This is a genomic window from Cupriavidus sp. OV096 (assembly GCF_900115455.1).
Classification (GTDB): Bacteria; Pseudomonadota; Gammaproteobacteria; order Burkholderiales; family Burkholderiaceae; genus Cupriavidus.
Map to the genome: position 1 here is coordinate 104,932 of NZ_FOWM01000001.1, position 21,222 is coordinate 126,153.

General features: G+C 63.4%; 28 protein-coding genes. 2 read left to right on the forward strand and 26 right to left on the reverse strand.

Features of this window, described 5'->3' with window-relative positions:
• Positions 1-526: 526 nt before the first annotated feature.
• On the reverse strand, positions 527-1,555 hold the full coding sequence (gene dusA, locus BM115_RS00445; protein ID WP_092289463.1) for a tRNA dihydrouridine(20/20a) synthase DusA: 1,029 nt from the start codon (positions 1,553-1,555) through the stop codon (positions 527-529).
• Between the two features lie 100 nt (positions 1,556-1,655).
• On the opposite strand from dusA, the gene BM115_RS00450 reads away from it, so the two are divergent.
• Positions 1,656-2,756 (forward strand): site-specific integrase, encoded by a 1,101-nt coding sequence (locus BM115_RS00450; protein ID WP_092289465.1) that lies wholly within the window; start codon positions 1,656-1,658, stop codon positions 2,754-2,756.
• Positions 2,757-2,809: 53 nt separating this feature from the next.
• On the opposite strand, the gene BM115_RS00455 is transcribed toward BM115_RS00450, so the two are convergent.
• Together BM115_RS00455 and BM115_RS00460 are read right to left on the reverse strand one after the other, a co-directional pair.
• Positions 2,810-3,343 (reverse strand): hypothetical protein, encoded by a 534-nt coding sequence (locus BM115_RS00455; RefSeq protein ID WP_177219821.1) that lies wholly within the window; start codon positions 3,341-3,343, stop codon positions 2,810-2,812.
• A complete protein-coding gene (locus BM115_RS00460) occupies positions 3,330-4,367 on the reverse strand; it encodes a hypothetical protein (protein WP_143093832.1) in 1,038 nt (345 codons plus the stop codon). The genes BM115_RS00455 and BM115_RS00460 overlap by 14 nt, the downstream gene beginning before the upstream one ends.
• A 1,370-nt stretch (positions 4,368-5,737) precedes the next feature.
• On the opposite strand from BM115_RS00460, the gene BM115_RS00470 reads away from it, so the two are divergent.
• Positions 5,738-6,031, forward strand: coding sequence for a hypothetical protein (locus tag BM115_RS00470; protein WP_092289469.1), 294 nt, complete (start codon positions 5,738-5,740; stop codon positions 6,029-6,031).
• A gap of 244 nt (positions 6,032-6,275) precedes the next feature.
• On the opposite strand, the gene BM115_RS00475 is transcribed toward BM115_RS00470, so the two are convergent.
• From BM115_RS00475 to BM115_RS00580, 23 genes are all read right to left on the reverse strand, one after another.
• Entirely contained in the window at positions 6,276-6,674 is a 399-nt protein-coding gene (locus BM115_RS00475; protein ID WP_092289471.1) for a hypothetical protein, read from the reverse strand.
• The gene (locus BM115_RS00480) at positions 6,671-7,084 is read right to left on the reverse strand and encodes a DUF5675 family protein (protein WP_092289472.1); all 414 of its coding nucleotides are present in this window, start codon (positions 7,082-7,084) and stop codon (positions 6,671-6,673) included. The genes BM115_RS00475 and BM115_RS00480 overlap by 4 nt, the downstream gene beginning before the upstream one ends.
• The gene (locus BM115_RS00485; protein WP_092289474.1) at positions 7,084-7,437 is read right to left on the reverse strand and encodes a hypothetical protein; all 354 of its coding nucleotides are present in this window, start codon (positions 7,435-7,437) and stop codon (positions 7,084-7,086) included. The genes BM115_RS00480 and BM115_RS00485 overlap by 1 nt, the downstream gene beginning before the upstream one ends.
• Positions 7,430-7,813 carry a putative holin gene (locus tag BM115_RS00490; RefSeq protein WP_092289476.1) on the reverse strand — a complete coding sequence of 128 codons (384 nt, stop codon included), beginning with the start codon at positions 7,811-7,813 and terminating at the stop codon, positions 7,430-7,432. The genes BM115_RS00485 and BM115_RS00490 overlap by 8 nt, the downstream gene beginning before the upstream one ends.
• Before the next feature lie 134 nt (positions 7,814-7,947).
• Positions 7,948-8,778, reverse strand: coding sequence for a phage tail protein (locus tag BM115_RS00495; protein ID WP_092289478.1), 831 nt, complete (start codon positions 8,776-8,778; stop codon positions 7,948-7,950).
• 2 nt (positions 8,779-8,780) lie between these two features.
• Positions 8,781-9,395 (reverse strand): baseplate wedge 1 family protein, encoded by a 615-nt coding sequence (locus tag BM115_RS00500; RefSeq protein WP_092289480.1) that lies wholly within the window; start codon positions 9,393-9,395, stop codon positions 8,781-8,783.
• The gene (locus BM115_RS00505) at positions 9,386-10,849 is read right to left on the reverse strand and encodes a hypothetical protein (protein WP_092289482.1); all 1,464 of its coding nucleotides are present in this window, start codon (positions 10,847-10,849) and stop codon (positions 9,386-9,388) included. The genes BM115_RS00500 and BM115_RS00505 overlap by 10 nt, the downstream gene beginning before the upstream one ends.
• A gap of 10 nt (positions 10,850-10,859) precedes the next feature.
• On the reverse strand, positions 10,860-11,225 hold the full coding sequence (locus BM115_RS00510; RefSeq protein WP_092289484.1) for a contractile injection system sheath initiator: 366 nt from the start codon (positions 11,223-11,225) through the stop codon (positions 10,860-10,862).
• Complete coding sequence (locus tag BM115_RS27225) at positions 11,222-11,908, reverse strand: Gp138 family membrane-puncturing spike protein (protein WP_177219822.1); 687 nt, start codon at positions 11,906-11,908, stop codon at positions 11,222-11,224. The genes BM115_RS00510 and BM115_RS27225 overlap by 4 nt, the downstream gene beginning before the upstream one ends.
• Positions 11,905-12,846: a phage protein gene (locus BM115_RS00520; protein ID WP_092289486.1), complete on the reverse strand. Its 942-nt coding sequence runs from the start codon at positions 12,844-12,846 to the stop codon at positions 11,905-11,907. The genes BM115_RS27225 and BM115_RS00520 overlap by 4 nt, the downstream gene beginning before the upstream one ends.
• Positions 12,833-13,165, reverse strand: a complete 333-nt coding sequence (locus BM115_RS00525) for a phage baseplate plug family protein (RefSeq protein WP_092289488.1) — start codon at positions 13,163-13,165, stop codon at positions 12,833-12,835. The genes BM115_RS00520 and BM115_RS00525 overlap by 14 nt, the downstream gene beginning before the upstream one ends.
• A 3-nt stretch (positions 13,166-13,168) precedes the next feature.
• Positions 13,169-13,759: a phage baseplate protein gene (locus tag BM115_RS00530; protein WP_092289490.1), complete on the reverse strand. Its 591-nt coding sequence runs from the start codon at positions 13,757-13,759 to the stop codon at positions 13,169-13,171.
• A complete protein-coding gene (locus BM115_RS00535; protein ID WP_092289492.1) occupies positions 13,756-15,615 on the reverse strand; it encodes a tape measure protein in 1,860 nt (619 codons plus the stop codon). The genes BM115_RS00530 and BM115_RS00535 overlap by 4 nt, the downstream gene beginning before the upstream one ends.
• Positions 15,612-15,767, reverse strand: coding sequence for a hypothetical protein (locus BM115_RS27230; protein ID WP_177219823.1), 156 nt, complete (start codon positions 15,765-15,767; stop codon positions 15,612-15,614). The genes BM115_RS00535 and BM115_RS27230 overlap by 4 nt, the downstream gene beginning before the upstream one ends.
• The gene (locus BM115_RS00540) at positions 15,767-16,276 is read right to left on the reverse strand and encodes a phage tail assembly chaperone (RefSeq protein WP_092289494.1); all 510 of its coding nucleotides are present in this window, start codon (positions 16,274-16,276) and stop codon (positions 15,767-15,769) included. The genes BM115_RS27230 and BM115_RS00540 overlap by 1 nt, the downstream gene beginning before the upstream one ends.
• Entirely contained in the window at positions 16,276-16,704 is a 429-nt protein-coding gene (locus BM115_RS00545) for a phage structural protein (RefSeq protein WP_092289496.1), read from the reverse strand. Before BM115_RS00545 ends, BM115_RS00540 begins: the two co-directional genes overlap by 1 nt.
• A gap of 12 nt (positions 16,705-16,716) precedes the next feature.
• Positions 16,717-18,099, reverse strand: a complete 1,383-nt coding sequence (locus tag BM115_RS00550; protein WP_092289498.1) for a DUF3383 family protein — start codon at positions 18,097-18,099, stop codon at positions 16,717-16,719.
• Positions 18,100-18,160: 61 nt separating this feature from the next.
• Positions 18,161-18,682, reverse strand: coding sequence for a phage neck terminator protein (locus BM115_RS00555; RefSeq protein WP_255370648.1), 522 nt, complete (start codon positions 18,680-18,682; stop codon positions 18,161-18,163).
• Positions 18,679-18,921, reverse strand: coding sequence for a hypothetical protein (locus BM115_RS00560; RefSeq protein WP_255370649.1), 243 nt, complete (start codon positions 18,919-18,921; stop codon positions 18,679-18,681). The genes BM115_RS00555 and BM115_RS00560 overlap by 4 nt, the downstream gene beginning before the upstream one ends.
• 116 nt (positions 18,922-19,037) lie before the next feature.
• Positions 19,038-19,442: a hypothetical protein gene (locus BM115_RS00565; protein WP_255370650.1), complete on the reverse strand. Its 405-nt coding sequence runs from the start codon at positions 19,440-19,442 to the stop codon at positions 19,038-19,040.
• A gap of 28 nt (positions 19,443-19,470) precedes the next feature.
• The gene (locus BM115_RS00570) at positions 19,471-19,860 is read right to left on the reverse strand and encodes a DUF4054 domain-containing protein (protein ID WP_255370651.1); all 390 of its coding nucleotides are present in this window, start codon (positions 19,858-19,860) and stop codon (positions 19,471-19,473) included.
• A gap of 14 nt (positions 19,861-19,874) precedes the next feature.
• Positions 19,875-20,192 (reverse strand): hypothetical protein, encoded by a 318-nt coding sequence (locus BM115_RS00575; RefSeq protein WP_092289501.1) that lies wholly within the window; start codon positions 20,190-20,192, stop codon positions 19,875-19,877.
• Between the two features lies 1 nt (position 20,193).
• Complete coding sequence (locus tag BM115_RS00580; protein WP_092289503.1) at positions 20,194-21,156, reverse strand: DUF2184 domain-containing protein; 963 nt, start codon at positions 21,154-21,156, stop codon at positions 20,194-20,196.
• Between the last annotated feature and the right edge of the window lie 66 nt (positions 21,157-21,222).

Below are 21,222 nucleotides of genomic sequence, written 5' to 3' on the forward strand. Positions count from 1 at the left end.
ATCGGCTACCGCACGAAAAACGCGGCGGGCCCCACGAACGCAGGGTTCTGGCGCAATTGGTGCTGATAGATACTCTTTCGCGAGGGACATTGACCCCCCTCGACATTCCCGTCAGGCGGCCTTGGTAACCAAGAGTCGCCTGCTTTTTTTGGGGACGCGCAGAATGTGAGGACGAAAAAAAAGAGCCCGCCGTAGCGGACTCTTAAATTAGCGATCTCAATGCCCTGAAGGCAGGATCAATGTAGTCGGCCCGGATCGTGAGCACTATTCGGGCAAACCCAAGGTACGGCGGACAAAAAAAGAGCCCGCACACGGCGGGCCCAATAATCAGTTGAAGAAAGCCCTGTATTCGAGGGCAAGCACAGTGTAAGAAGGTGCCCGCTAAGCGGCGAATTAGGGGAATCCCTTTGCTGGTGCGGGATTCGACGCCACCGACTGCCCAATACACCGCTGCACGCACCCGTCCGGGCACCCTGCATAGAACGATCGTTCGAAATTAGAGTTTTCCTTCGATTCCGGCGGGCGCTCAGGCTGCCTCAAGCAGGTCCGGACGCAGGTGGCTACGCGCTTCTTCGAAGAGCGCGTCCACGGCGATACGGCCACGCGCGGCGTGCATGCGACGTGCATCTGACAGCACACGCCGCCAACCCCGGCCACCGTGAATGCCACGATGCAAGCCCAGCATGTGCCGCGTGACGGCGCCCATGTAACCGCCTTGCTCCACCAAAGCGCCGATGTAGTCCTGCATCGCCAACTCCACTTCCTGCCGCGCAGAAATAGGCGTGGTCGCGCCATAGAAGCGCGTATCCATTTCCGACAGGAAATACGGTTGGTGATACGCCTCGCGGCCAATCATGACGCCATCCACGTGTTGCAGATGCTCGGCGATCTCGTCGTAGGTCACGATGCCACCATTGATCAGAATCTCGAGTTTCGGAAACTCGCGTTTTAGCTGATAAGCGACCTCATAACGGAGCGGCGGGATTTCGCGATTTTCTTTTGGGCTCAGGCCCTTCAATATCGCGTTGCGCGCATGGACGATAAACGTCTCGCATCCCGCATCAGCGATCGTGCCAACAAAATCGCGGACAAAATCGTAATGCTCGATCGTGTCGATACCGATCCGGTGCTTGACCGTCACCGGAATGGACACCGCATCGCGCATCGCTTTCACGCAATCCGCCACCAGAGTCGGCTCCGCCATCAGGCAAGCGCCAAACGCGCCACGCTGCACGCGCTCCGACGGGCAGCCGCAGTTGAGGTTGATTTCCTTGTAACCCCATTGTTCGCCGAGTTTTGCCGCCTGGGCGAGGTCGGCAGGCTCGCTGCCGCCCAGTTGAAGCGCTACGGGCTGCTCGGCGGCGTCGAAATCCAGGTGGCGCGCCACATCGCCATGAAGAAGCGCGCCCGTCGTCACCATTTCGGTATAGAGCCAGGTGTCCCGGCTCAACGCGCGGTGAAACGTGCGGCAATGGCGATCAGTCCAATCCATCATCGGGGCCACAGAGATCCGCCGAGGGTTGATAGCATTGGTTTTTTCTTTGAAATCAGTCATTTCTAGCCGAATCGGCTGGACCGATTCTTACCTCAAATTCCTAAAAACTACCCTCGTTTCTGCTACGATTGCTACGAGATTGCTACTGGCGAGGGAGAGATTGGCTTCCATCATCAAGGTCGGCGAGAAATGGCGCGCCCAGGTCCGACGCAAGGGGCACCAACCGGTCACGCGCACATTCGACAAGAAAGCGCAGGCGGAGCGATGGGCCCATGACGTTGAGGGGCAACTGCGCGACGGCGGGTTCAACGATGAACGGAAGCTCGCCGAGTTTACCATTCGCGGACTCATCGAGAAGTACGAGGAGGAAGTCGGGAAGCTGCGCCCGATCGGCCGGAGCAAGGCTGGCGCTCTCTCGATGCTAAAGCGCCACTTCGGAGACACCGCCCTGTCCGTCCTGAACGAGGCTGCGGTCGTCGACTACGCCAAGCGCCGGCAGGCAATGGGTGCCGGTGGCGTCACAATTGGCATGGAGTTCACGTACCTGGACGGCGTGCTTGAAATGGCGCGCTCACTCTGGAAGCTTCCCCTGCCCGCCAGCCCTATCGCGGCGGCACGGAAGAATCTGCGCTATCTCGGCCTCATCGCCAAATCCAAAAAGCGGGACCGGCGCCCTACCCCCGCCGAGCTCGACGCCATCTGCGCCTGGTTCGAGAAAAAGGCCCGACAACGGATCCCCATGCCGGACATCATTCGTTTTGCCGTGGCGTCCGCCATGCGCGCTGGCGAGATTACTCGTCTGCGCTGGGATGACATTCACGAGGCCGACAGAACCATTGTGATCCGAGATCGCAAGGATCCCGAGGAAAAGATCGGGAACGACCAGGTTGTGCCATTGCTCGGGGATGCCTGGGCGATCGCAATGCGGCAGCCTCGCGGCCACGACCTGATCTTTCCGTACAACTCCGCGAGCTTCTCATCGCTGTTTCCGCGGGCGTGCAAGGCGCTCGAGATTGAGGATCTGCGGTTTCATGATTTGCGGCACGAGGGCGTATCTCGCCTATTTGAGGCCGGCTATGCTATCGCGCAAGTCGCACTGGTAAGTGGGCACAGAGATTGGAAGCAGTTGCAGCGATACACGCAGCTGAAGGCCAAAAATCTCCACCGACCAGTGCCGGGCTCGCAGAAAGGCAAGCGGCCGAAGCACTCTTCTTCGGGGATCGTCGGCTTCTCCATTCGGAGGAGCCGCAACAGAGTCTGATCGGATCTGACTACTCTTGGGCAGCTGACGGAATCGGACAATTGCTGAGGGGATTACTTCCCTGCCTTGCGATTGAGCTTTCCGTAATGCGCCTTTATCTCTGAAGTCGCCTCTTCTTTGGCGACAAAGGTTTGCACCATGTCAGCCGGGAAAATAGTCATGATGACAATGACAACCTGCCAGAGGGTAAGCGATGCCAACAGCGCAAAAGAGACGCCGCGCCACACTTCGACGTGCTCAATGATGGCGCCAATCTGCTTGAGCAAAGGCGCAATGATTCCAACAAGCAACAGGATCACAAGAATAATCGTGGAATGGACAGCAGGAGTCAGAAGCAGTCCGATGTTCCCCTTCGGAGCCACCTCCTTGCCCCCCTTCCCAAACGACAGTTTCAGCCGCTCCGGATAAATGATGGCGAGCCACGCACCAACGACCGCAAAGATGATCGACGCAGTGTTCCTAAGTGCCTCATACAACGGCCACTGCTGCGCGAAAGGAATCAGCCGGCCGTAGTGGTATCCCGCTCCGCACAATGCAAGAGCCACCATTCCTAGTACGATAAAGAAAACTAGCCTAAGCGTCTTCATCTAGGAGTCTCAGTATCCGAGCTCGCTGACCTGAGAGCGCTCGAGCCAGTGAGTCCAAGTCAATCATCTCCGCATTCTGGCGGGTTATGTCGATCTGAAACACATCGCTAGCTCGTGACCGACCAATCCAGTGGATCTTATTGCTATCGTTCTGCAACTGGAATCCGAGGTCATCCCAAGGAGAGTCGTGCGTCTCTGCATCCTCCGCCTCAAACATAGCTTTCAACTCGTCTTCGCCGGGCGTGTATTGCAGTTCTACATACGCTTGCGACGAAACGAATCCGTTTCCGTCTTGGGGTTGACCATGCAGAAACTTGACCATCCCCTGCCACCAGCGCTTATTGGCCGGCTTGGTAGCATCAAGGCTGCCCCGCCGAATCACCTTTGTGATTCGGTGACAGTTATTCAACAGAAAGCGCCGCTGACCGCCCTTAGCATAGGCCTCACTCCTAAAACGCGCCCAAAGCTTCTTGGGGACGTTGTCGTCCTGATCTGTGTACCCGAGGATCACTCGATTACCGACGTCATCTTCGCCCGCCACCGCATAGTTGCTCTCCACCCCCAGGAAACGCTCGAGGTAACCGCACATCGGGCCGTGCCCGGTCGCCGCATGGGTGAACCGGATGCTTGCAATAACGTCGAGGTCCGGAACTGCCCAAAAGTAGGTCGCGAAGCCGGGAACGCTGTTCTCGACTATAGCGTTCATGTGAACTTCAGGATCTCCCACCACAGAGTCGATGCTCACGGACGCCACCTCGCCATCATGCGCAGGAACTTCGTTCCAGGTCGCGAATACCCAGTCCCTGCCTCGTTGATGGATGCCCGCGAGGTAAACAGGATGGGACGGCTCCTTGCCGCCCGGAGTCGCGATCTTCGTTAGCCCCAGAGCCATCCCGTCGGACCATTGTTCTAATTGAGACATAGTGTCGGCCAAACTTCCAAACGCGGGGGCTGAAGCTCCCCACCCGAAGAAACCGCACTTCCTTACCTGATAGAAAGAAATTCGTACCTGTTCGACTGGCATCTCGCGCGCTCATAAGTGATCTCGAGGCGAGATTGTAACTACATACTTCAGGCGATCCCCCCCCAACGGGAGGGCAGCTGCTCATACCTGTATATTTATACAGTATATTATCTTCGATCATGGTCAACAGCAAGCTTGCAGCCATGTGCCACCTGCGGTCACGGCATCGTCGAAGGCGCCTAAGCAAGCTCACGAATTTTCGGTCGCATCCAAGGCGACTACATCGCCTCTGGCCTAGCAATCCTGCCGACAGCCATCGCGGACGGCACCATCCCACCATGTGGTGGAGACTGGGCAACACCCAAAATTGACCAGGAGTTAATGACAGAGGATGGGCGAGCCATTGAGGAACCGTTTCGCTCGAGACCGGGTTCTTCGAGCCCAACGGGAAGACTGGCAAGGCAGTGCGCTGGCGCATCGGCCTCCTTGGCGGTGAACCGTTCGCGATTCCGGGCCTTTGGCGTGCCGGGCCGGACGGCGCGGCCTCGTTCACATGCCCACGATCAATGCGGACAGCCACCCGCTTATGAAGCGGTTCCACAAGCCAGGCGGCGAGAAGCGCCGGCATCGTGATGCCTGCCGCGCGCCGAATGGGACGACTGGTTGGCATGCCGGGACCCAGAGGCGGCGCGCAGCTTCCTGCGGCTCAACCCGGCCGACGCCATGGTGGCGGAGCCTGCGCCCATGCCGCCGCGGGCCAAGGCAGCTTCCACTGCATAAGGGGAAGCGGTATGGAGCGCGGTGCCGGCCGAGCGGTTCAGGCGATAAGCTTCAGATAATGATGTTGCGAAACTCCCACATTACCACCAGCCTATCGCCACGCTCCGACGATTAAAAAATTTCTATAAAACCAACTGCCGAGAAAATGGCAGCCGGAGTTCCCTTGTAGAAGAAGCGCTTCCGAGCATGTGGCGTTGCCGCACATCCCCTTGCTGGCCCGGCATCGTAGTTGTCAAGACTGGTCTTTCCGATTCGTTTCACTACACTTAGTCCAGATTTCAGACTGACATACGATCTATAGCGGTTCCCCTTGGAGGGTCTATGAAGGACAGAGTCTGCGGCTCCCGTTGAATGTGCCGTCTCGGGGGCCGGAAAAAGCAAAGGCCCACCAGCGTCCGCTCGGCAAAGTAGAGCGCTGATGGGCCTTCGGGCACAGAGCCTTGAAAGAAATGCACCTGCTGTCCCAATGATTCGGGGACAGGAGCATTTGCTTCCGAAAGGCGGAAGCTGCCGGTTCATTGGCACTTCCGCCGTCCGGGCTCGATTCTATGCATTGGATTGTGTGGGCGCCAATAGAAGATCCTCATTTGACTTCCGGCCCCGAACGTGTTTACGGAATCAGCCGCATTTGTGCGGCATGGAGAACTACCATGCAATACCTCGTTCGAGTAACGATTCACAACGGCACCGGCGAAGAGTACGCCGCGCTTCACAAACAGATGGAGGCCATCAGCTTTCATCGGTATGTGAGGGACGGCAGTACCGGCAAATACTCCGTGCTTCCCGACGCAACTTACATCGGGGAACGCGCGGAAGATGGTGGCAGCATCCGCGATGCTGTTTCCCGAATTGCCGCCACGTGTGCTCCCGCAAAAGCCGCGCCCGAAGTATTTGTCACGCTGAGCAGCGGGACCTGGTGGTCTGGCCTGCGCCAGGCGGCGTAGGCGTGCATAGGTGTCTGCTTTGATCTTGGCTGACCGCTTGGGAGGCCAGTAAGCCTGCCGCTGCCTTCGGGCGGCGGCTCTTCGTGCATAGTCTCCTCAGGTGGTTCATTCGGACACTACTTTCCGGTGCCGCGCCGCACATTCCCCCAGCGCGCCCAGCAAATCCTTCATCACCCACTCCTGCCACACGTCGTAGTCGGCCACGGCCGGCGCATCCGGCACCCTGCACGCCGCCGCTAGCCCACTATCGAGCGGCGGCGGCTTGCTTGGCAGCCTCAACTGCGTCGGACAGGAGGCGCATCCTGAAATCGTCAGGACGGCAATCAGCAGGCAATTGCGGAGCATTCTTCAGGTCTCTGCGGATGGCGTCGAGCTTGGCGCCGAGGGTGGTCTGGATGCCGGCGAACTCGTCGGCTTTGGTGCGGATGGTGGTGCTGGCCGCGCGCAGGTCGGCGAGCGCCTGGTTGGCGACGGTCAGGTCCGACTGCGCGCGGGCGGTGGTCAGTGCGGCCAGTTGCTCACCCATGCGCCAGCCCTGCGCAGTCCAGCCCGCCGCAAACAGGCACAGGCCGGCGCCAGCGACGGCGATGCCCCGCCACGGGATGGCTTTGGCAACCACCCCCAATGCAGCACGCTGAATCATTCCCCGCCCTCCCCGTCCACGATCTCGATCGTCACCCCTTCCTTGCGCGCCAGCGCGCCGTCGATGCGCGCGAACAGCGGTTCGAACGCCGCACGGCTCTTGAAGACGGCATCCGCCCCCAGCGTGCTGCCGGGCAGGATGCAGCCCTCGGTGTCGGCGGCGGTGTTGCCCGGATGGATGCGCACCCCCTCGAAGCTCGGCACGTTGAGCAGCAGCGGAAGGCGGCGCCGAAACCGGCCCGACATGTTGACGATGACCGCATAGGTGCCGGCGGGGATAGCGGTCTGGCCTTTGACCTTCGTCGGGCGGACCACGTCTTCGAGCGTGTAGCACTGGAAGTTGCCGTTGACGTAGAGGCGTCCGAGCGTCGCACGCGCCGTTGAAGGCTCGCGCCTGAGCAGCATCCTCATCACGGCGCCCTCCGGTCGCGGACCACCCGCACGGCCGCCAGGAAGACCGACAGGTCCCCCCGCACCACCAGCGCCAGCCAAAGCACCACGCAGTTCACCGCCACCTCGGTATATTCCACCGGCGTCAGGTACGAGCCGGTCCATACGCGCGCCGCGAGGATGCTGTAAATGGCGGCAAACGCGTAGCGGGCCACCCGCCCGTAAAACGCCAGCGGCCCCTCCGCCTCCGGCCGCGAGAACAGCAGGATCAGAAAGATGGCCGTGGCCACCAAGCCGTTCAGCACCAGCAAGACCAGATCCAGCAGCCCGTGGGCCGCGAAGTGCGACATCACCTCAGTCACCACCTCAGTCATTGCGACTTCCTCCAACAAGACGATCGAGAAGACGGTTCAGCGCCTTGGGCACGCCCGTCTCCAACCAGTCCAGCACGATGATGGCGACCGCCACCACTGCCGCGCCGGACACGAATGCAGCGGCCCACAGCGGCAGCCAGTCCGCCGCCGCGCGCACCGCCGGAGTAATGGCATAGCCCCCGACCAGGGAGACGCAGAAGTACGCCGCCTTCTTCCACCACGACGGTTCCTTGCTGCGCAGCAGGAAAACCAGCGCGCCGCAGAACACGCCGCTCAGCAGCGCGAGGTCCGGCTGCGGCCACAGCGAGCCGAGCGCCAGGCCGCTGGCCGCACCCGCGACCACGGCGGCGCTGGCGGACGAAACAGGTTCAGGCATCAACAGTCTTCGGTTGAGCCGCAAGATCGCGGCGAGAAATAAAAAATCCGGCGCGAGGCCGGATTCACAGGCAGAAATGGATAGACAGCCGTTGGGGCATGGTCAGAGGTGCCTGAAGCCAGGCAATCGAAGAGCTAGAAAGCGATGCACATCAGAAATTTCACACCTGCCGCGTAGTTGGCCGCCCCGCCGGTGCTCGCAATGCTGGCCGGGTGGGTGTGGTCCGCAGCTGCATCGATCGCCAACGCATGGTCATGCGGTGGGGCCGTGCTGGTCTGGCTGCTCACATGGCGTGTGAGATCCAGATATGAGTGCCCGGCTGCGGCGCCTTGCGCGTCCGGGTTGGACGCCGCTGGCGAATACACATACTCGTGGTTGTGCTGGCCACCAGCCATTGCGCGCCCGGCATGCCCGTGCGCGCCGCCCGCGCCCACACTCGCCTCGTGAATGTGCGCAAGGATGGCGCCAATCGTCGCCGCGCCCACGGATTCACCGGCCCCGCCCACCAGCGCATAGCCCTCAGGAACGTTGGGGACCTTGAACGTGCTCTCCGATGCAGCGCCGCCATAGCGGTTGCCGATGGCGGCATACAGCTCCGGGTATGTGAGCGTCGAGTAGGTGGCGCCGTTCATCGCCAGCGTGCCCGGCGGCGGCGCCAATCCCGCTGTGACCACCACGTCCCCGGGGCTGTACGTGCGCACCATCGCAAACGCCTGCGTCAGCCCATCGATCCGGTCCGCGCCTAGCGGAAAGGTGTAGACCCGGGCCAACTCCTTCAGCTGCCTGAACAGCCAGGCCATCCTCTGATCCACGAGCTGCTGATACTGATTGAACTGCTCGACGGCCGGTGGCGTGTCGCCAATGTAGGCCCACCCCCGCCTGTAGTCCTTCTCATCGACTGGCCACACACCACCAGTCGTCCCCCATATTGTTTCGAAGTCGTCAAAAAAGTCGATGTCCGCCATGATTAGAATGACCTGGAAAACGTGCCAACACCGAAGCCGTAGAGGCCCTGGTTGACGAACCCAAACGGCTTCGCCCCGCCGCCGCTGATTGACTTGATCCCGACCCCCGCCAGCTTGGGCACGTACGCCGCAACATCGACTCCGGGAAACGCGTCCGGCAATACATCCATCCAGATCCGAATCTTGGCGTTGCCGATGTCGGCCACGATCACGCGCGTGGCACCGAACACGGCTTCCAGCGAATCCGAAATCTCTGGCGTCGTGCCGTGGCCGTTGTTGATGGCGATCTTCCAGCGCAGGAGGCGCCGGTAGAGATCGTCCGGGGCGTCCGCCACGCCGCCCAGCTCGCCACTGGCGTCGGCGTGCCGGGCATGCGCCAGATTGCCGGGGAGTGAGTTATCGGGCCGCGCCAGCACGACAATGGTGCCGATACCATCGAGCTGCTGGCCCTCCGCCGTTTCCAGCGAACGCTTGCCGTGGAGGTCGCGCAACGCATCCTGCAGGCCATCCGCCGGCCGCAGCAGCGCCTTGACCAACACCTCCAGGTCGCCCCCATCCTTGAACTGCGACAGCCAGTTCGACCACGCGATATCGCCGTGCGCCTGGTTCAGATCCATGGCAACACCTCGACACGCGACAGATCGAAATCCGCGCGCTCAAACGGCTTCACGGGCCAGTTGCCCGCTGAAAAGTCCTGGTCAATCGGCACAAAATTGGGATCCGTCGAACAGATCAGACGCAGATCGACATATGCGACGCCAGGCGTCACGTACACGCCGCGGTAGAGCTTCTGCACGACGATGTCTTCCCCGATCTCCAAGGTCTTGCCCACCGCCACGATGCCCTTCTGGATGCGCTCGTACCCGTCGGTCGGGAATTCCTGCTCCGCCGCTGGAAGCAGCTGGACCCTCGCCTTGGCCCATACGTACACCTTGCCGGGCCGGTCGAATTGCATCAGGCGTTTGTTGCCGTACTTGTCGGTCACGGTGACCTCGACTGCACCGTAGGTGTCGATGCCCCCGCCCTTGACCCGAAAGATGGCGTCCCCGATGTCCTGGTCCAGCCCGCCATCCACCACCACATGGATGGAGTGCGGCGGCCGCCCGTACTCGTCGGGGAAATCGCTGTCGTTCTCGAAGTCCCTCACGGCGACCACGCCCGGCACCAGATCGTCGATATTGGCGGCGATGCTGGGCAGCGTGCCGGCGCCAAGCCGGTAGATGCCCCGCCCATAGCTCAGGCGCAGCGCCGCATCGTTCTCGGCCGTCCGGCCCGCCGATCCGGGCTGCAGGTTGCTCACTGAAGCCCAGCCGTCCGTCTGGGTGACGATCTGCGACAGGTCGCCCGGCAGCGCCACCTCGGCGATCTTGTCCAGCGTCTGCGCCAGTGCCGGTGAGCCGACGCTGGCAAACCGAAGGTTCGTCGACAGCAGCGCGCTGAACGACGCCCGGCCATCCGTGAAGATCCGCACGCCGGTAGCGGTCGACTCGATCGATTGCCCCGAGGTCAACAGCGCATTGGCCAGGCCATACACGATGCTGACGGCGGTCGGTGCCGTGCCGGTGCGGTAGGTATAAGGCACGGCGTTCAGAAACACCGTGTAATCCGCATTGGCAGTCACCGCAGCGACAGCCACCAGCACGTCCGCCGCCGCGCCAACGGTAATCGTCGCGCCATCGACGACGCCCCACAGATTCTGCGTCGTGCGGTGCCGGATCTGCGCGCCCGCCTCGATTGCCGTGCCCTCCACACCGTATGCCACCACATAGCACCGCGAGGGCTCGGCGGCCTTGCGCTTCGCGCCGGTGAACGCCACGGCGTTATCCAGCGGCACGCCGGAGGCCGATGTCGGGTACATGGCGTAGTAAACGCCCTCCGCCAGTTCCCACAGCGCCGCCTCGCGCTCGGCGAAGGTGTCGATCAGCAGGCCCGTGACGGAATCGGGCCGTGTCTCGATGACGCCTGTGTAGCCCTTCGCGCGCAGCCCGCCCTCCCAGCCGGCCACTATCTCCCGGCGGATCTCGGGCAGGCGCTTGCGCACGAACCCGTCCTTGGTCACTCCGTAATCCATTTTGCCAATCCTATGCTTTGAGGAAGTAGCGCCGCGCGATGAGGCCAGCGCCCGTGTCGGCGTCGAAGTCCACCGCCAGCGTGCGGTGCTCGCGGTCTATCAAGAGGTCCAGATGCTGCACCCGGCGCACGCCCGGCACATCGGCGATACGCGCGCGGAAGATCGCCTCCAGCTGCGCGCGGTCGGGCGCCTTGACCAGGACCGATTCGAGGTATGGCACGCCGAACGACTCGTCCAGAAACCATTCGCCGAGAAAGGCCAGCAGCGTCACCTTGATCTGCTGGGCGATGCGCTCGGCGCCGTCCAGCAGCATCAGGTCGCCGGTGTCGGACAGGGCCAGCTGGTGGGAGGTCGAGAGTGCAAGGTCAAAGGTCATTGCAAGGGCCCGGATGTGTCGCCGTTGCGGCTGTCTTTGTGGCGGTGGCCGTCCTCCACCACGTTCTGGGAGGTGATCGTCCCGCCGGTGTGGTTGAGGTTGCCGCTGATCGTCGTGCCAGTTGCACCGCCTGAGCCTGCCAGGCCGGCCTGATACGTCAGGAGCCCCTCCACCATTACCGCCTTCCGGAATACCGTTTCCATGCCGACGGTGAACACGCCCGGGCCGTCCAGCGTGGCATTGCCATCCGGCGACAGCTTCAGCGCGCACTGGCCGTATTGCACGCTCACGTTCTCGGTGTCGGCGCGCCCTCGCCCCGGGCGCAGCACCGGGGAGGCGAACGCATCCGACAGATCGAACTGCCGCGGATCGTCCGGCGCCGCGTCGGTGCCTGACAGCCAGCCCTCGAGCGCTCGCTCAGAGAACGACAGCTTCACCGCATCACCCGGTTTCAGCGGCACCGATACCAGCGCCACGCCGCCCTGCAGGTCGCCGCACGGCCAGCAGACCGGCACCTGGACAATCTGCGGCGGCGGCAACACCTCGCCGTTTGCGAGCTGCTTGGGCAGCGCGGGCCGCACCACTGCCGTGGCACCGTCATAGGAGACGATCACGCCCGGCAGCGTGGTATGCACCTCGGCCAACTCGGTCGCGATCAAATGGCGCAACTCCGTCACATTCATGTCTTGCCCTTCGCCTTCGCCTTAGCCTTAGCCATTTGGGGCGGCGGCGCGTAGCGGTCCACCACGTCCAGTTCGGTCTGCCAGTCGCCGCCCTCGGAATCGCCGGTGTGCCGCGCCCGTTCGGCGCGGAAGAAGCCCGTCACCGAGCGGCTCTCCAGCTTCACCAGATCTCCGGGGTTGATCTGCGGCAGCAACAACGATCGAAGCTTCCACCCGTCGCGCTGCTGGGCCGCGCTGACAAGGTTTGCCCGCCTGCCGCTAGTCTCGTCCTTCACCTTCGCCTTCTCGCGGGCGCCCTCGCGCGTTCGTTCGGGATAGCCGATCAGGCCGGAGTCGGCGGCCAGCACCACAGCCTGGCGCCGCGTGGTGCCGCGCTTGGCCACCACCTGCAGGGTCTGGTTCTGGATCGACCATTCCAGCCCGGCCCCCTGCACCACCTTGTGCAGCGCCTGCCGCGCCGGCCCGTAGAAGGCGAAGCCGTTCTGCCAGGTGCGGTCCGGAATGTCATCGGCCATCACCAGCGACAGGCCCATCTGCTTTGCGATGTCCCGCACGATCCGCTTTGCCGAGGCGCCCGCGCCAAAGCCCAGCGACACAGCCGTATCCCGGATCTCGATATACCCGTCCCGCACCTCCAACTCGGTCACCACGTCCGGACCGTCGAAGAAGGTATAGGCAAAGGTCACCGCGCCGGCAGCCAGCAGCACCGGGCCGTCCTCCTCGGCGTAGCCGGCATACAGCACGCACCGGGTATCGGGCGCCGAGATGGCGACGCGCGTCTCCGGCTTCAGGTTGTAGACGCGGATCGTGTGGGGGTTCGGCTGCTCGCTGGCGTCCTTCTCGATATCGAAGGTGATCCGGAATGGCGGTCCAATCTCGATCCCCTTTTTGCCGGCAGGCCCCACCAGCAGCCGGTAGGTCCGGTCAAAGCGTGCCATTCGTCAACGCGTCGGCCCCTATGTAGAGCAGCTCGACGTCCCCGCGCGGCAGCGACACGCGGCTGATGGTGTCGCGGCCATCCGGGGTCAGCACCAGCAGCTCGCCATCGGGCACGGAGAGGTGCCGGTACTGCGCCAGCAGCGGGAAGTCCGGCACCATGGCAATGCCCGACACCACCAGTTCGTTGTAGGCGTTCTCGATCGCCAGGGACCAGACCTCCGCCTCGCTGTTCCACGAGATGTGCAGGAAGAACGTGCGCCCATCCAGTTCCACCTCGGTCTGGCTGTCATTCGCATCGATAACGGGGATCGCCTCCATGTGCTACTTCCCCCGTCCCATGATGATGTCCATGATCTTCTTCCAGTCCGTCTTCTGCTTCTCGGTCCCCGGCTTGGTGCCTGCCTTGCCAGCGTTGGTCTTCGTCGCCCCCGCCTTGCCCTTGGCCTTGCCGCCCTTGCCACCTTTCACCTTCTCGGGCGGGATGTCGGCATGCCGCAGCGTTGCCTTGCGGATCTTCCTGAAGTCGCATTCGACGTTGAAGAACTCGCCTTTGGCGCTGCGGCTGATCTGGCAGGACTCCATCACCATGTCGGTGTAGGTGTCGAGGCCGGTGGAGACGACCACGGGCAGGCGCTCCTTGTGGATGGCCCGCAGTGCATCCTTCGTCGCGATGAGCTTGCTGCGCCCGGCCCCGCCGAACAGCACCGTGTCCGCCGCGGTGACCCAGCCCGACAGCGACAGCTGCTCGGCCTCGGACACCACGTGATCGGAGATCGGCGCGCCGTCCTCCACCACATAGGACGTCGCCCGGCTGGACAGCTTCGTGCTCTCTTCGACCAGCGCGTCCAGCAGGATCGCCCCCACGCTCGTCCTGCCGGTGCCATGGTGGAAGACCAGTGACGTGAAGCTCATGGCATGGCCTCCATCGCGGGCACCATGCCGCCGAAGCCGCGCTGGTAGTCGGCCATCATCCGCTTGCCGGCGACCTGCGTGGCATCCGCCACGGCGGCCGGGTTGGCGTTGGCGGCGTGCACCACGATGCTCTGGCTAACGCTGGTGGCGCCACCGTTGCGCACCTGCGAGCCGGGCGCCTGCACCTGGCCGGGCGTGGCAATGGCCGTACCGCCGCCCAAGGCCAGGTTAGCCCAGTTCGCTGCGCGCTTGAGCCAGTCCGGGATGGGGATGCTGGACAGCTTGTCGACAATCCAGTCCGTGATGGCTTTGCCGATGCCCTTGATCCAGTCGATCGCCCTGTCGTAGTACTCGCCCATTGCGTCGGTGGCCTTGTCCCAGGCCTCGCCGGCGGCGTCCTTGATGGCCTTCCAGGCTTCCTTGGCCGAAGCCTTGAGTTCGTCCCAGTGCCTGTAGATGTAGACGCCCAGCGCGATCAATGCAGCAACAGCGAGAGCGATAAGTACCGCCGGCAAGCCCGCGAGGGCCACTATGCTTAAGAGCAGCTTGAAGATGGCCACCAGCGGGACCACTACCCCGTAGAGCATGGCCCCGAACAACGCGACCTTCGCGATCCATGGTCCGATGGTCTCCTCCGCACCACCAAACGCGTCCTTTATCCAGTGGATGACGCCCCTGATCTTGTCCAGCGTCTTCTGCCACTCCTTCGCATCGCCAAGGACGCCGCCGGTGACCGAGTCCCAGCCGTTCAACCAGCCCCAAACGTCCTGTCCGATCAGGTACAAGGTGCCGAGCACCGCGGCCATGCGAAGGAACGGCAACAGCGCGGCCAGGGACACTGCACGGAGCCGGACCATGGCCGCCTGGAGCCGCGTGATGGCATAGCTCACGCCGATGAGCGCCAGTGTCTTCAGCACCTCCCGCAGATTCGCGGCAACCAGTTCGGCCGCCGCGGCGAACCTCCGGGAAGCATCCGTGGCCCGGTTAAACGCGTCGACCTCGCGGCCCAAAGCGTTTTTTAGGACCACCATCGCCCCGCCAAACGTCTTGGGCATACGCTCGAACTCGGCGTTTATCTTGCCGGCCTGCTTGAGGAGGCCTTTCGCCAGGACGTTGCTGGTCAGCTTCCCCTGTTCGCCGAGTTCCTTCAGCTGGCCAACCGAAACACCGAACGCCTCGGCAATCGCCTGCGCGAGCCGCGGCGCCTGCTCGATAATGGAATTAAGCTCGTCGCCGCGCAGCACGCCAGCGCCCAATGCTTGGCCAAGCTGCGTCAGCGCCGCCTGCTGTGCGCCCGCGCTGCCACCACCGATACCCATCGCCTTGCCGATGATTTCCGTCAACTGGAGCGAGTCGGTCGTATCCAGGTGAAGATCCTTTGCATTGCGCTGGATCTTCTGAAATAGTTCACCGGTCGCGGTGTACTCCTGCCGCGTGCGCTGCGCGATCGTGTAGATCTCCTCCAGGGAGGTCTTCTGCTCTTCCACCCCGGATGTCACGAGGCCCACACGCGCCTCCACGCTCGACCATTCGTCCGCAATGCGGGCTGCCGACACCGCCGACAGACCTGCGACAAGGGATCTGGCAGCGTTTGCGATGCTGCGGTAGCCCTGCCCCATTCTTTCGACGGAAGCCGCGCCTTTGGCCTGCGCAGCGTTCAGGGCGCGCTGCCGGACGAGAACGTCTTGCACCCCGAGCCGGGCGCCCTCCATGAACCCCACGCCGATCTCGCGCACGTTGCGCGCCCCGGCCCGCAGCCGCCCCATGACATTGCGAAAGCCCGTGACGTACTGCCGCAGACCCGAGTTGTTCACCTCGTACCGCAGCACGGTAACCAGTTCCCGAATCGCGCTCATCGCCTCTCCTGTGCTTCCTTGATGGCCGCCGCTTCCGCCGCTTCCATGGCGTCCAACACCGCGTTTGCCTTCAGCAGATCCACGATATCCACGTGACCTGCCCTGACGGCATCGATATGGACCCAGCCCGCGCGCACCACGCGCCAGATCATCAGTTCGGCTTCGAAGTCCGGTCGGAATCTGCCGACAGCTTTGCCATCAGCCCTCGGGCCGGTCCAATACGGCCGGCCCAGCGCACCAAAAAATCCGCGAAGTTGTGGCGGATGACGTGGAACATGAGTTCAAGGATGTCACCAGCATCACGGAATGCCATCAGACGGACCTCCCGCGTCAGCTTCGCGTCCTGGCCGTTGATCGATGCCGTGATGCATTCGTGATCGAGCAGCCGGTTGGCCCACGACTCGAGCGAGGCGCCATCCAGTTTCCCGGACAGCTCGCGGAACCCCTCCACCAGCGCGCCGTCCGCCGCTGCGTCCAGTGCCCGCTGGTCAAGCGACCGGCCCTTGTCGTCCTCGCCGAAGGCCGCCTGCATGAGGTGGCCCACCGACGGCAGGATCTCCTTCTGGAGATCGCCGAAGATCCGCAGCGCGGTGAACGGATCGAAGCGGGCGATGTAGAAATCCACATCGCCAATCGTGACCTGGTGTCGTCGCGGTTCCATCAGCTATTGCCCCCCACGAAGTAGCTGCCCTTTCCTGTGTGGATCTCCCACTCGCGCTCGCTGACTTCCTTGCCGAATTCGGCATTGGCGGACTTGACCACCCATGCCTCCGACGACGTGAAGAGCGTCCTGCCGCGCAAGTCCGCCACGGCCATCGGAAAAATACCGCTCCCTCCGCTCAGGCGGTCAGCCAGCAGCAGCGCCGAGAGCACGTCATTGCTCGCGCTCGTATGCAGCAGCTTGATGGTCACCTTACAGCGGCGGTCGCTGGACATCGCCCGGGCCACTTCGCCGTCGGCGCCGCTGACCGACGTCACGCCATCGCCCTGCTCTTCGATGCTCAGAAAGCTGTCCTCTGCAAAGCCGCTCAGCGTCGCGCCGGCCACAGTGACGTTGACGCGCGCCGGGTCGTAAGTGTGTGTCGTCATGCCTGGCTCCAATTACATGGCATAGGTCAGGTTGCCCTTGATGGTCACTGCGTGGATGGCGCCGGCCAGCCGGGCGGTGAAGCCGATATCGTTCAGAACGCGGTTGGCCTTGTCGTTGGACGAGACGTTGGCTGCGCGGGGCGCCGTGATGACGTAGGAAGGAATGACGCGCATCTCGTCGTCCACTTCCTCCGGCGCGATCCCGCCACGGGTCACGCCAAGGTCCAGCGCCTGCCGCACTGCCGTGGTGACGATGGCAATGCCGCCGTCGGTGTAAGGCACCTTGCCCTTGTTGTTCTTCAGGTTCACAAGCACCGACATCACGTTGACCTTGATCTGCTCGGCCAGCCAGTCGCGGAAGCGGATCACGTCAATCCATTCACCAGCCGCCACCCTGCCGTTCTGCGTGATGGCGAAGTTGCGGAAGGGCTCGAAGGTGTTGGCGTTCTTCCGGTGCGCCGTGATCGCCTCACCTTCCTTGAGGTTGTCGTAGGTGATGCCGGCAAGGCGCACGTTCGCCCACGTCTCGGCGCCGGGGTAGAACGTGAACCGGTTCGCCGAGACAGCCGATTCGGTGCACTCCGCGTCCGCCTTCTGGTGGAAATACAACGCAGTCCGAAAGAACTGCCGCTGCTGCAGCACGCTGGCGATATCCGTCCCACTGGACGAACTGAGCACGCCCGCGTCCTTCGACGACACAACAAACAGCTTCTCGTTTGTCTCGACCCACTCCGCCGTGCCGATGATGTCGGCCTGGCTGTCCCGCGTGGCGCACACCACGCCGTACCAGTCGCTGTTCTCCGCGCTGATCGCGCGCAGCGCATCGGTGGCGGGTTCGGTCCACGTCTGCACGCCGAGCGATAACCTGTCGCCCACTTTCAGGCTGAACACCGCGCCTGGCGAGTCCCCTGCGATCTGCAGCGTTCCATTGTTTTCGTACTTAAAAGCAGCCGTTGCGGTGACGGGTGCGGCAGTCGCATTGATTGCACCGGCAAGCGCCGCCGCAGTGTCCTGCGGATCGCCTTCCGGATCAGCAGTGACCGTGACCGGATATGACACTTCATAGCCGTCTGGCGACAAAGTGCCAATGACAAGCGAATAGGTAGTGCCGGCGGGCGCCTCGCGCAAAATGACCTCGGTTGAACTCACCTGCCGGCGGCCGATGAACACCCGGTTGAGCGTGGGAATCTGCGCGAACGCGTCGCGGACGGCGATGTAGATGTCTGGGGAGTACTTCCACAGGTCGGGCAGGTCGTCCACGCCCGTCACGACCTGCACGCGGCTCGGCGACATCAGGTGGGGACCGAAGATCAGGAGATCGGAGAACGATTTCTCCCGAACCGCCGTGGTGTTGAGGCTGATCTGGACGTTGACGATGCGGTCGATATTGGCCATAGCGGCTCCAGAAATGAAGAGAGCCGCCCGGGGGCGGCTCGTGGCATGGGTTTCGGACGTACTACGGCACGGACAGGTCAAAGGGCAGCACGCGGACTGCGCCATTGACCAGCTTGCTGTTGATGGTGAGCTTCTCGATGACGCCAACGCTCTGCACCAGCGTCACGGCATAGCGGATACCTAGCTCCAGCACCCCGCGCGGCTCGTAGGTTGACGCATCGCGCAAAACGGGCAGCTGGCTGACCTTGCCGATGTCGAACACGGCGAGGTCGAGCGCTTCGGCCTCGGCCAGCGCGTCGTCCATCCTGAGCCGCTGCGCGAGGGTGTCCAGTGCGTCATAGGCACCCTGGCCGAAGCACTGAAGCTCCACCGATGCGTCGCGGTGGGCCGTGACGGGCTGCTCACCCGCATCGTCCACGGCGCCCCGGTGCAGGGGAAACTGCTGGGCGGCTTGCACGCGCAGCTGGATGTATGGCTTTGGCGGACGAGGACCGTTTTCATTGGCGAACACCACCGGCAGCCCCGCAAAGCGGCTGATCAGCGCAAAGATGGCCTCTTCCGACGTCACGGCTCCCGGCGTCACGGCTCCACCTCCAGCACCGCGCGGTATCGGTAGTGCGGGATGATGCCGGACTGCCAGGGGCTGGACTGCACCACGAGGTAGTCGCCAGGCCGAGGGCCGAAGGGCCAGATGAGGCGGTCCCCATTCCGGTCGCCCGCGCCTGCAACGTTGAGCACGGCATCGGTGTAGATCCGCACTCCCGCCTCCACGCGCCGTCCCTCCAGCAGTGCCTGCATCTGGTGATAGTCAGTCAGGCTCATGGGCTGTACCGACGCTTGAATGGTCACAAGGGCCTCGTCCGCACCGTCGACCCAGCGGCCATTCACCCACTGGCCCGCCGCGCAGCGACGGATCTGCACCGGTTTGCGGAAGCTGCTCATTTCAGCCTTTGATGGCGGATGGCGCCCAGCATCACGCCATCGTCGATCAACGGCGTGCTGCTGCCCTTACGGGCGACGGTCGATGGCGCGTTCGGGACCGCCCAGCGCGGCGACTGCTGCACGTGGGCCTTCTGGTGCTTCTCGACCCAGAGACCCAGCGCGTCCATGGCTGCCTGCAGGCTGGCACCGTTCCCCACCGCCTCCGCCTGCCGGCCCATTGCCGTCGCCAGCACCTTACGGTTCTTGTCGAAGAAGTCCCGCACGAAGGGACGCGCGGGGATCGTCTCGGTGCCGAGTTCGTTGAAGATGGCGATATCGAGCACGTCAACACCGCTGTCGGGATCCTTGCCGGCATCCGCCTGGATGCCGACCTTGACCCCCTGACCGGCCAGTTTGCCCATCTTGCTTGCGTACTCCAGCAGACCCCGGTCAATAGCCTTGACACGCACAGCCATAGACCGGCCTCGCAACGGTGATGGCGCCATAGCCGCACAGGGCGGCCAGGCGCTCGTATTGCGCATAAAACCCCATCGGATCGTCCACCGCCTCGCCCGCTGTACGGCCGGCCCGGTACGAACGCGCCAGGTCCCCTTCCTTCTCGCTGGCAATGCCGGCCGGTATCACGCCGACGGTGGCGGCCGCCGCGGCCTGCTGCTTGCGCTGGTACAGCAGCCACGCGGCGTACCAGGCGTGCGCCTCGTCCTGCTTGCCCTCCGGCAGGCACCACGGGCGATAGGCAGCGGCCAGCACGAGCGCAGCTTTCTTGTCCTCGTCCGCCGCATCGGCAACCGCCGGCGCCAGGAAGTCCAACAGGCCCACGGTGGCCGCCACGCTCACTGCCCCTTTGCCTGTTCGTACAACGCCTGCTCGTACAGCGCCTGCAGCTCCGGCTTCCGGGCGTTATCCGGATACCCGATCTGGAGATCGTCAAGCGCCTGCTTCAGTTTGACCACCGTCTGCGGGCCCTGATCGCCGGGCTGACCGTCATCCGCTTCGTCGACTTCGTCGGCCTCGGTAGCCGTCAGCACGCCCTGCCTGAGCAGCCGAGCAATGCCCCCGTGCCGCTCATCGACCTCGGCCTTGCCGAGCGGCGGAATCACCAGCGTGCCGCCGATGTTCACCACGAACGCCTCGGTGTTCTTGACCCACATATCACAGACCCTCCGACTTGGTGAGCGCCAGCGGGTAGTACACCGTCACGCCCGCGGTACGGGCGAGACACGGCACCACCAGCTCGAGGTTGCGGGCTTGCGCCGGCAGTTGGTAGAACGGCATGGGGTTCTCCATGCTCAGGTTGTCCTCGCTGCGCTCGTACATCACCGCCAGCGGGCCATGGGTATTCGATGCCGTGGCCAGTTCCGCCACCTCCTCGATCGTCAGCCCGGGATGCTTGCCCTTGAAGAACTCGCCGACCGTCTTGCCGATGCCATCGGGCAGCCGCTTCGAGAACAGCAGCGAGTGCTGCGCGCTGGGCAGTGCAAAGTAGTTCGGCGTGTGGACCCCCTTCGACTGGAGCCGCACCGCGTCATACATGGCGTCGCAGTCCGCCAGGATCTGGTCGGCGGTCGTGGCCGGAGTGGACCAGTTGCCGTTCGGCAGCACCGTCAGGCCGATGTTCGGATGGTTGGTCAGGCCGTAGAGGCCGTATGGCCGGTCACCGACCATGGCGATCTGGTTCAGCTTGACGTCCACCGCGCGCCGCGCGGCGCTGGCCTTCCTCGTCGGCAGATTCGACCGGTTGGCCAGCGCGGCACGGATTTCCGGGATGCTATAGCCGTAGCTGTCGCCAATGTCCTTCACGCGCACGGTCTTCTCGGCGCCCATCACATCGGCGCGCGGCAGGTCATCGGCGTAGTTCGCGACGATCTTGGCCATGCCCACCTGATCGTAGTAGCGGTAGGTGAACGTCTCCGCCCATTCGGGCACTTCCGTGGACTGCGGCACCAGCAGCAGCCCTTTCATCGGCGGCAGCTTGCGGTCGTAGGTGCGAGACTTGACGTAGTCCAGCTCGCGCGCGGCGTACAGCGACTCGTCCTCGCGCATCCCGCCCATCTGCGGGGCGAACGTCTGCACGGCGGCCAGGTCGGCTTCGTCGTAGTGGGTGTGTCGGTCCATATTCCCTCATGGAGATTGAAAAACGGCCCGCTCGATGCGGTCCGTCGCTGTCGTGAAGTTCAGCGC

Bases quoted from the DNA above. Each gene is read 5' to 3' on its own strand.
- BM115_RS00580 (WP_092289503.1), bottom strand. From the start codon at position 21,156: ATGGACCGACACACCCACTACGACGAAGCCGACCTGGCCGCCGTGCAG.
- BM115_RS00525 (WP_092289488.1), bottom strand. From the start codon at position 13,165: ATGGAGGCGATCCCCGTTATCGATGCGAATGACAGCCAGACCGAGGTG.
- BM115_RS00455 (WP_177219821.1), bottom strand. From the start codon at position 3,343: ATGAAGACGCTTAGGCTAGTTTTCTTTATCGTACTAGGAATGGTGGCT.
- BM115_RS00545 (WP_092289496.1), bottom strand. From the start codon at position 16,704: ATGACGACACACACTTACGACCCGGCGCGCGTCAACGTCACTGTGGCC.
- BM115_RS00520 (WP_092289486.1), bottom strand. From the start codon at position 12,846: ATGGCACGCTTTGACCGGACCTACCGGCTGCTGGTGGGGCCTGCCGGC.
- BM115_RS00565 (WP_255370650.1), bottom strand. From the start codon at position 19,442: ATGGGCAAACTGGCCGGTCAGGGGGTCAAGGTCGGCATCCAGGCGGAT.
- BM115_RS00535 (WP_092289492.1), bottom strand. From the start codon at position 15,615: ATGAGCGCGATTCGGGAACTGGTTACCGTGCTGCGGTACGAGGTGAAC.
- BM115_RS00495 (WP_092289478.1), bottom strand. From the start codon at position 8,778: ATGGCGGACATCGACTTTTTTGACGACTTCGAAACAATATGGGGGACG.
- BM115_RS00550 (WP_092289498.1), bottom strand. From the start codon at position 18,099: ATGGCCAATATCGACCGCATCGTCAACGTCCAGATCAGCCTCAACACC.
- BM115_RS00475 (WP_092289471.1), bottom strand. From the start codon at position 6,674: ATGATTCAGCGTGCTGCATTGGGGGTGGTTGCCAAAGCCATCCCGTGG.
- BM115_RS27225 (WP_177219822.1), bottom strand. From the start codon at position 11,908: ATGAATGTGACGGAGTTGCGCCATTTGATCGCGACCGAGTTGGCCGAG.
- BM115_RS00510 (WP_092289484.1), bottom strand. From the start codon at position 11,225: ATGACCTTTGACCTTGCACTCTCGACCTCCCACCAGCTGGCCCTGTCC.
- BM115_RS00485 (WP_092289474.1), bottom strand. From the start codon at position 7,437: ATGACTGAGGTGGTGACTGAGGTGATGTCGCACTTCGCGGCCCACGGG.
- dusA (WP_092289463.1), bottom strand. From the start codon at position 1,555: ATGACTGATTTCAAAGAAAAAACCAATGCTATCAACCCTCGGCGGATC.
- BM115_RS00575 (WP_092289501.1), bottom strand. From the start codon at position 20,192: ATGTGGGTCAAGAACACCGAGGCGTTCGTGGTGAACATCGGCGGCACG.
- BM115_RS00560 (WP_255370649.1), bottom strand. From the start codon at position 18,921: ATGAGCCTGACTGACTATCACCAGATGCAGGCACTGCTGGAGGGACGG.
- BM115_RS00530 (WP_092289490.1), bottom strand. From the start codon at position 13,759: ATGAGCTTCACGTCACTGGTCTTCCACCATGGCACCGGCAGGACGAGC.
- BM115_RS00505 (WP_092289482.1), bottom strand. From the start codon at position 10,849: ATGGATTACGGAGTGACCAAGGACGGGTTCGTGCGCAAGCGCCTGCCC.
- BM115_RS00500 (WP_092289480.1), bottom strand. From the start codon at position 9,395: ATGGATCTGAACCAGGCGCACGGCGATATCGCGTGGTCGAACTGGCTG.
- BM115_RS00480 (WP_092289472.1), bottom strand. From the start codon at position 7,084: ATGAGGATGCTGCTCAGGCGCGAGCCTTCAACGGCGCGTGCGACGCTC.
- BM115_RS00470 (WP_092289469.1), top strand. From the start codon at position 5,738: ATGCAATACCTCGTTCGAGTAACGATTCACAACGGCACCGGCGAAGAG.
- BM115_RS00540 (WP_092289494.1), bottom strand. From the start codon at position 16,276: ATGGAACCGCGACGACACCAGGTCACGATTGGCGATGTGGATTTCTAC.
- BM115_RS00490 (WP_092289476.1), bottom strand. From the start codon at position 7,813: ATGCCTGAACCTGTTTCGTCCGCCAGCGCCGCCGTGGTCGCGGGTGCG.
- BM115_RS27230 (WP_177219823.1), bottom strand. From the start codon at position 15,767: ATGATCTGGCGCGTGGTGCGCGCGGGCTGGGTCCATATCGATGCCGTC.
- BM115_RS00460 (WP_143093832.1), bottom strand. From the start codon at position 4,367: ATGCCAGTCGAACAGGTACGAATTTCTTTCTATCAGGTAAGGAAGTGC.